Source organism: Actinophytocola sp., assembly GCF_045807065.1.
GTDB lineage: Bacteria > Actinomycetota > Actinomycetes > Mycobacteriales > Pseudonocardiaceae > Actinophytocola.
In genome coordinates this window covers 1-6,585 of the sequence record NZ_JBJMIE010000752.1, presented here as the reverse complement: position 1 = coordinate 6,585, position 6,585 = coordinate 1, and the positions used below count along the sequence as shown (strand labels likewise).

The following is a 6,585-nucleotide window of genomic DNA, read 5'->3' as shown; positions in this document are numbered from 1 at the left end:
TAGAGCATCTGACTACGGATCAGAAGGTTAGGGGTTCGAATCCCTTCGGGCGCGCATATAGATCGGCAGGTCAGAGACTTGTTGATCGTCTGCAAGGGATGAGGTCTCATGATCCATCCCTTTAAGTATCCCTGTAAGTACAGAGATGCGCCTGCCGGTCAAAGGGGTGACCGTGTGTCATCGCTGCAGCCAGCCCTTTTGATCCCGCAGTTATGGCCTGCTGCGACCACTTGTCAGTCAGGTAGTGGTCACAGGTGTTGGCGTGCAGCAGAAACCCTCTCGACCCAGTGACGAGTTGATCTCGGCAGAGGAGCCGGGGGACGGGGCATGTTGTGGGACTGTTGGCGGATACCGAGCAGTGATGGCGGTGATCGCCTCGGTGCCGTGCGGGCGGGCCGGTTGAGTCCAACGTCGCCGACTACCTCGCCGACCTCTACAGACCGACGGGTGACACTGGGTAAGCATCGTTCCGCAACGGCGGTCTATCCACAGGGGTTGCCCACAGGTGGACAACGCCTGTGGACAACAGATGCTGCGCCCGTTCCTGGTCTGGATTACCCACCGCCGACAGAGCCACAAGCGGCGACTACCGCCGGATGTGGGGGCCACCGCGCTGCTGGGGCGAAATCCGCGCTCTGGGCTACAACCGCAGCCAGAACCTCCTCGTGCGGTACCTGCACCTCTCGCCAAACAGGCAGCCCGGCTGCTGCTGACCCGACCCGAGAATCTCACCGAACGACAACGCGAACGACTCGAAGCTCTGGCCGCAGCTTGCCCCGAGATGGCGGCGCTGGCCGCCGCCGTGCGTTCTCTCGCCACCCTCCTCAAGCAGCAGATGTACGGAAGAGCCGGCATTGCCCTCCTGCGCTACCGCATCCTCCTCGGACAACACCACCGAAGGTGCGCCTGAGCCGTTGTTCTTGCACCCCCCACTGGCGCGACCGCGACCCGAGTGACGCGAAGGTTGTCTGTGGTGACCGACGATATGGCGTGCTCACATCGCTTTCTGGCCACGCCCGGCAATCCGCTCGCTCGGGTCCTCTGGTGTGGGTCAAGGGTCCGAGCGAGCGGGTGGGTCTACTGCGGGTCAAGGGCGCCGTTGACGCTGGCTAGTTTGAGTTGGTAGGCGCGCAGGATTGGGTTGAGGGGCTGGAAGAAGGTGGTGCCACCGATGGCGCAGTTGCCGGAGCCACCGGAGGTGACGCCCTGGGCCTGGCCGCCGGCCATGTAGGGGCCACCGGAGTCACCAGGCTCGGCGCAGGCAGTGGTGCTGGTTAGACCGGATACCGTGCCCTCGGCATAGTTCACGGTCACGTTCTTGGCCTGGATGCTGCCGCAGCGCCAGCCCGTGGTGATGCCGGAGCGGCAGACTGTCGCGCCTACCGGGGCCTCGGTGAGGCCCTCGACCCGGACGCCACCGCCATTGCCGTCGTTGACCTGGGGTATGCCGAACGGGCCGAAATCGAAGTCGTAGTTGTCGTGGCTGACCCAGGCGTGGTCGTTCTCGGGGAATACCGAGCCGCGGAACGTGCCGGTGGCGCCGTCGGTGCCGGGCGTGGCTGGGTCACCGGCTCGGCCGCAGTGGCCGGCGGTGACCCAGCCGTTGAAGTGCTGGACGTAGTTGAGGATGGTGAACCCGAGGGAGCAGAAGCCGAGGGGAACGGTCAGTTGGTCGCCGCCGTAGATGCCGAGAGGTACTCGGTCCAGCAGTGTTGGCGTGTCGGTGGAGGCAACGATCCGTACCAGGTTGGGGTCGACGCCGCTGGCGTTGACGAACTCGCGTGCGGCCGGTAGGGCGTCGGGGTGTGCGTTGACGACGACGCTGTTGGTGGGTGCGTCGACGTACCATCCGGGCACCGAGGCCGGCACCGGGCGCACGGCCCTGTCTAATGTGGACTTGGCGGCGGCGAGCTCGTTCCCGCTGTGCTTGACAGTTGTGGGTACGGCACCCGCGGCGCGTACTCGGCTGGCCAGCGACGGGTCGGTGACGGCCACGACGAGCGTGCCCGCGTCGTCGACAAGCCAGGCACCGCCGAAGCGTGTGCCCAGCGCGGTCCGGAGGTTCCGCTCGGTCTGGCCGGCGGTCTCCTCCAGGGCGAGCCGCTCCGTCGCTTGCGCCGCGTCGAGGTGCACGTCGCGCCGCAGGGCCGCGAGCTGCTGCGGGTAGGCCGGGTGTGCGACCGAGCTCGGGGCGGCGTTCGCGCCTGGTGCGGCCAATCCGTAAGCAGCAGTCAAGCAGGCGATCCCGGCGGCCATGGCCAAGCAGTGTCTCACTCTTCGAGCCATCAGAAGACCTTTCGGACTTGTGGGAACTACGCAACGAGTGTCGAAGGCACGGCACGGACCCGGCTATGTCATCTTCCGAGAATCGACATGCGCCGAACGGCCTCGGTTTGTCACGATCGGTAAACCGGGCCACTGGCCGGCGATGGTCCACGACACGACTCGTCGCCTTCGCCGCACTCGTTCTCCGCACGGAACCACGGCATCGTCGTTATTTCTCGCAAAGCGCATCCCAAAAGCCTGCGCGAATCTGTGACAGTGCGCAAACAGTAGCAGGAAGCCTTGATCTCCAGAGTGTCGTCATGGTTAATGAACAGGCCTTTGAATAACTGTTCCGGAATCGGAAATAATCATCCAAGGGGAGTACATGAGACGCAGACAGGCCACATTCCTCACCGCGGTCATGGCAGGCCTGACGCTGCTGAGCAGCGCCGGGGTTGCCACTGCCGCGTCCGCGTCGGACTCGACACAGGAGGAGGTCGACGCCATCCTGGTCGAGCATCCGGGCGGCGCCCAGACCGGCAAGGACAGCATCACCTGGAGCAATGGGGTCGTGCTGGAGTTGGACACCGGGGAAGCGGCGGACGACGCATGCCCGCAGGACAGCATGTGCCTGTGGGACGACCAGAACTACACGGGGCGGATGGTGGAGATCCCCGGATCGCTCTGCGGTTTGGGCTTCATCTTCAACCTGAAGGACTACGGCTTCAACGACATGGCCTCGTCCTGGCTCAGCACCACGCGCGGCCTCTCGAACAAGTACGGCACCGTATGGTGGGACTACGACGCTCTCGGCGGCAAGCTCTGGCAGATGCTCCCGGGTTTGAAGGCCCCGACTCTTCCCGCGGAATTCAACGACGAAGCGTCCAGCGTCACCTGCTAGCACCTCGTCAGTGCCGGTTGGTGCGGTAGTTGGTCTTTCTGGCGGCGGCGTCCGTCCTGGTCCCGGACGTGATCGCGGGACCAGGACGGATGACTGTGGCTTGACCACCGGGAGTGTTCGTGCGGCCGTTGACACCGGCTCAGGGGCAGCGGATCAATCGCGCCGCCGGGATGTGGTGCGTGCCGATCAGGTGTCCGCGAGGGCACGGGCGACGGCGGTCGCGAGAATGCGCACCCCCCGCACCGAACCTGGATCGATCTCGACCAGTTCGCGGACCCGTTGGAGGCGGTAGTCGACGGTTCGGGGGTGGATGTGCAGTGCCGTCGCGGTGCCGAGACGGTTCATGTCGTTGCGATAGTAGGCATCGAGAGTCGCCACGAGATCCGGACCGTTGGCGAGGCAACGGGCGAGCTCTCGAAGGGTGTCATCGATTTCCGGCATGCCCAGGACGCCCAGTTCGACGAACACGTCGGCGACTCCCGGCAGGATTCGGGGCACCTTCTCCGCGCGTCCGACGCTGGCGACCCGCTGTGCCAGTTCGAACGCGTCGGCCAGTGCCGCGACCGGTCGGACCGCCGACCCCACGCGGCAGGGCCGACCGATCATGGCCACCAGGTCGCGGACGATCGAGAGCGAACGGCCGTCGTCCCCCACCATGGACAGCGGTGACCGGCCTCCCTCGGTGGGGATCAACGCGACCAACTGGTCAGGATCGCGCCACATGACGGGAACCGAATGCTCCCGGAAGATCGTGTCGACCACGTCGTCGTAGGCACTGTCGCCCAACCTCATGGTGAATCCGGAAACCTGGACGACCACGACGAGGTAGTGACCGTGGACACGCAGGCCGAGGCCGTGCGCGTACTGCGCCACGGCGGGGTTGCCTGCGAGCAGCAGTTGGACAAGCATGCGCAGCCGGCGCGCTGTCGACATTCGCAACCTCTGCTCAGCCAGGTAACCCTCGAAGAACGCCGCGGTGCCACGCGCTCCCTGCGCGCCCACCCACGATGCCACGCGCAGCAGATCCGTCAGGTTGTCGTTGTCCGTCGCATCGTGGATCTCCAGCAACATCAGTTTCGCGTGCAGGGCGAGGACCTGCTGAGCCGATCTGACCGAAAAGCCCAGCCTCGCGCGCTGCTCGCCGACTTCCGCGATGTGTGCCAGATCCTCCGCCGTGAGCTCGCGATCCTCGCAGGCGAGGTCAATCGTGCGCAGGCGGCTCCAGACCGCCACGTCCAGTATCTCGGCCCGGAACTGAGGCGTAACCGCTTTCTTCTCGTATTCCGGAAATGTGGACGTGTACTCCACCACTTCAGCTCTGGCATGCAAATCCACACGTTTACGCAGAACACTGAGAAGATCGCTCACCGTTGCACCTCTCCAAAGATCCTTGCAGCAGCTGGCACACGCTCAGCCAGCGTACATACGTATCTGCCACAAATACATGAACATTCATCACCGGTACGTTCTCGAGCAGGTGAACCTGCCCATCGTTGAACTGATGAGCAATCAAGCGGTGGTGCGACAGTTCGCCCAGGTGCTTCACGATCCGGACGATCCTGCCATGATGGCTGGCTTTTTACGAGCCGCGATGGAAGCATCCGCTTCGATCGACCACCAGCGGTTGCTCGAGCCAGGCCGCGACCAGGACGAACCTCCTGGTCCTGGACGACCTTTCGGTCCGTGGTGACGAAGTCGTACCTGAATGGAGCATTCGGGTGAGGCCTCTCTCGTCGGGCCGGCGATAGCATCGGGTTGTGATTGCCGAATCCGTTGAGCTCGTTGTAGCGGCGATGGGAGCCGGGGTCGCCGCCGGGATGTCGGACAGCGTGTCCGATGCGGCCAAGAAGGCATACGAGAAGGTGACCTTACACGTCGCCAAGCTTGTGGGACGGGACCCCGACGAGGTGCGACAACAGTTCGCCGAGCCCGAGGCGGCTCAGAAAGACCTTGTCGCGGCACTCGAGGCCGCCGAAGACGACGCTGAACTCGTCGACGCGGCGCGCAGCTTGTTGCGACTGATGGGGAAGGTGGATCAGCGTGGCAAGTTCGTGATTCACGCGCACGACAACAAAGGCATGCAGGTCGGCGACAACAACACGATGACACTCAACTTCGGCGAATAATCAGGTCATGGAGCAGCGGCCGTTCACCGGGGGTGGCGACCAGGCGCGGTTGCGGGACAACGCGCTACTCGGCTTCGACGTGCGCGCGAATACCGGTGTCCAGATCGGCGACGGCAACACCCAGATCATGCATCTACTGCCGCCGCAGGCGCCCTGGCCCGTGCGGGTCGGATTTCCGCCGCTCGTGGCCGACCGGTACCAGTCGCGCGACGCCGAGGCGGGCCTGGCCGAGCCGGAGGTGGTTCTGGCCGGGCTGGGTGGGGTTGGCAAGACGCAGCTCGCCGCGCGGCACGCCAGGACCGCATGGGGCAACCCCACCCAGGACCTGGTTGTGTGGATCAACGCGGTGACGCGGTCGGCGATCGTGAGCGGATACGCCGAGGCCGCGGTCCGCGCGCTCGACGACATCGACCCACGCACCGCACGTCGCGACCCCGAGCAGGCGGCCATCGCGTTGTTGGCCTGGCTGGGCATGACCCGCAGGCGCTGGCTGATCGTCCTCGACGACCTGCGCGACCCCGCCGACGTGCGCGGTTGGTGGCCACCTCGCACCGCGACCGGGCAGGTACTCGTCACCACGCGCAGACGCGACGCCGCGCTGGTCCACGAGGACCGCCAACTCGTCGAGGTCGACGTCTTCACCCCGGCCGAGTCCCTGTCCTATCTGGAGGCGAAACTCCCCGGCCACGCGGAACCGGCCGAGCTGCGTGGCCTCGCCGACGACCTCGGACACCTGCCGCTCGCCCTGGCGCAAGCAGCCGCGTTCATCGCCGACAAGCCGCTGCTGTCCGTCGCCGCCTACCGAGCACGGCTGACGGACCGGCGGCGGACACTGGCGCAGGTCATGCCGGCGGCAACAGAACTGCCCGACGAGTACCGCGACACGGTCGCCGCGACGTGGTCCCTGTCGATCGAGCACGCGAACGGTATGCCACCGGAACAACTGGCGCGGCCGGTGCTGGAGCTCGCGTGTCTGCTTGACCCCACCGGGATCCCGACGAGGGTGTTCACGTTCGGTGCGACCAGCGGGTACCTCAGCACCGTGCTAGCGCAGGAGGTCGACGCGGACCTCGTCGCGGACGCGCTCGCCTGCCTGCACCGGCTGAGCCTGCTCACCCTCGAGCGAAACCACCGGGCGCGCGGAGTCCGGATACACGCGCTCGTACAACGGACCACCCGAGACACGGTGCCCCCCGAACGCCTGCGACCGCTCGCGCAGGCGGCCGCCGACGCGCTGCTGGAGAACTGGCCGGACATCGAAACCGACACCGCGCTCGCACAGGCACTGCGCGC

At 65.8% G+C, this 6,585-nt stretch carries 6 protein-coding genes and 1 pseudogene; 5 read left to right on the top strand and 2 right to left on the bottom strand.

Annotated elements, in window-relative coordinates; translation table 11 throughout:
• Nucleotides 1-623: 623 nt before the first annotated feature.
• Nucleotides 624-910, top strand: a pseudogene (locus tag ACJ73U_RS43965) (hypothetical protein); the annotation flags it as partial.
• Between the two features lie 167 nt (nucleotides 911-1,077).
• Here the strand turns inward: ACJ73U_RS43965 and ACJ73U_RS43960 are convergent.
• On the bottom strand, nucleotides 1,078-2,256 hold the full coding sequence (locus ACJ73U_RS43960) for a S1 family peptidase (protein ID WP_407783735.1): 1,179 nt from the start codon (nucleotides 2,254-2,256) through the stop codon (nucleotides 1,078-1,080).
• A gap of 394 nt (nucleotides 2,257-2,650) precedes the next feature.
• Here ACJ73U_RS43960 and ACJ73U_RS43955 point away from each other — a divergent pair, with 394 nt between their 5' ends.
• On the top strand, nucleotides 2,651-3,166 hold the full coding sequence (locus ACJ73U_RS43955; protein ID WP_407783734.1) for a peptidase inhibitor family I36 protein: 516 nt from the start codon (nucleotides 2,651-2,653) through the stop codon (nucleotides 3,164-3,166).
• Between the two features lie 186 nt (nucleotides 3,167-3,352).
• On the opposite strand, the gene ACJ73U_RS43950 is transcribed toward ACJ73U_RS43955, so the two are convergent.
• On the bottom strand, nucleotides 3,353-4,534 hold the full coding sequence (locus tag ACJ73U_RS43950; RefSeq protein ID WP_407783733.1) for a PucR family transcriptional regulator: 1,182 nt from the start codon (nucleotides 4,532-4,534) through the stop codon (nucleotides 3,353-3,355).
• Nucleotides 4,535-4,643: 109 nt separating this feature from the next.
• Here ACJ73U_RS43950 and ACJ73U_RS43945 point away from each other — a divergent pair, with 109 nt between their 5' ends.
• The 3 genes from ACJ73U_RS43945 to ACJ73U_RS43935 form a co-directional block, all read left to right on the top strand.
• The gene (locus ACJ73U_RS43945; protein ID WP_407783732.1) at nucleotides 4,644-4,856 is read left to right on the top strand and encodes a hypothetical protein; all 213 of its coding nucleotides are present in this window, start codon (nucleotides 4,644-4,646) and stop codon (nucleotides 4,854-4,856) included.
• A gap of 67 nt (nucleotides 4,857-4,923) precedes the next feature.
• The gene (locus ACJ73U_RS43940; protein ID WP_407783731.1) at nucleotides 4,924-5,292 is read left to right on the top strand and encodes a hypothetical protein; all 369 of its coding nucleotides are present in this window, start codon (nucleotides 4,924-4,926) and stop codon (nucleotides 5,290-5,292) included.
• Nucleotides 5,293-5,299: 7 nt separating this feature from the next.
• Nucleotides 5,300-6,585, top strand: a 1,286-nt coding sequence (locus ACJ73U_RS43935; protein ID WP_407783730.1) for an NB-ARC domain-containing protein, incomplete at its 3' end; no start/stop codon positions are given.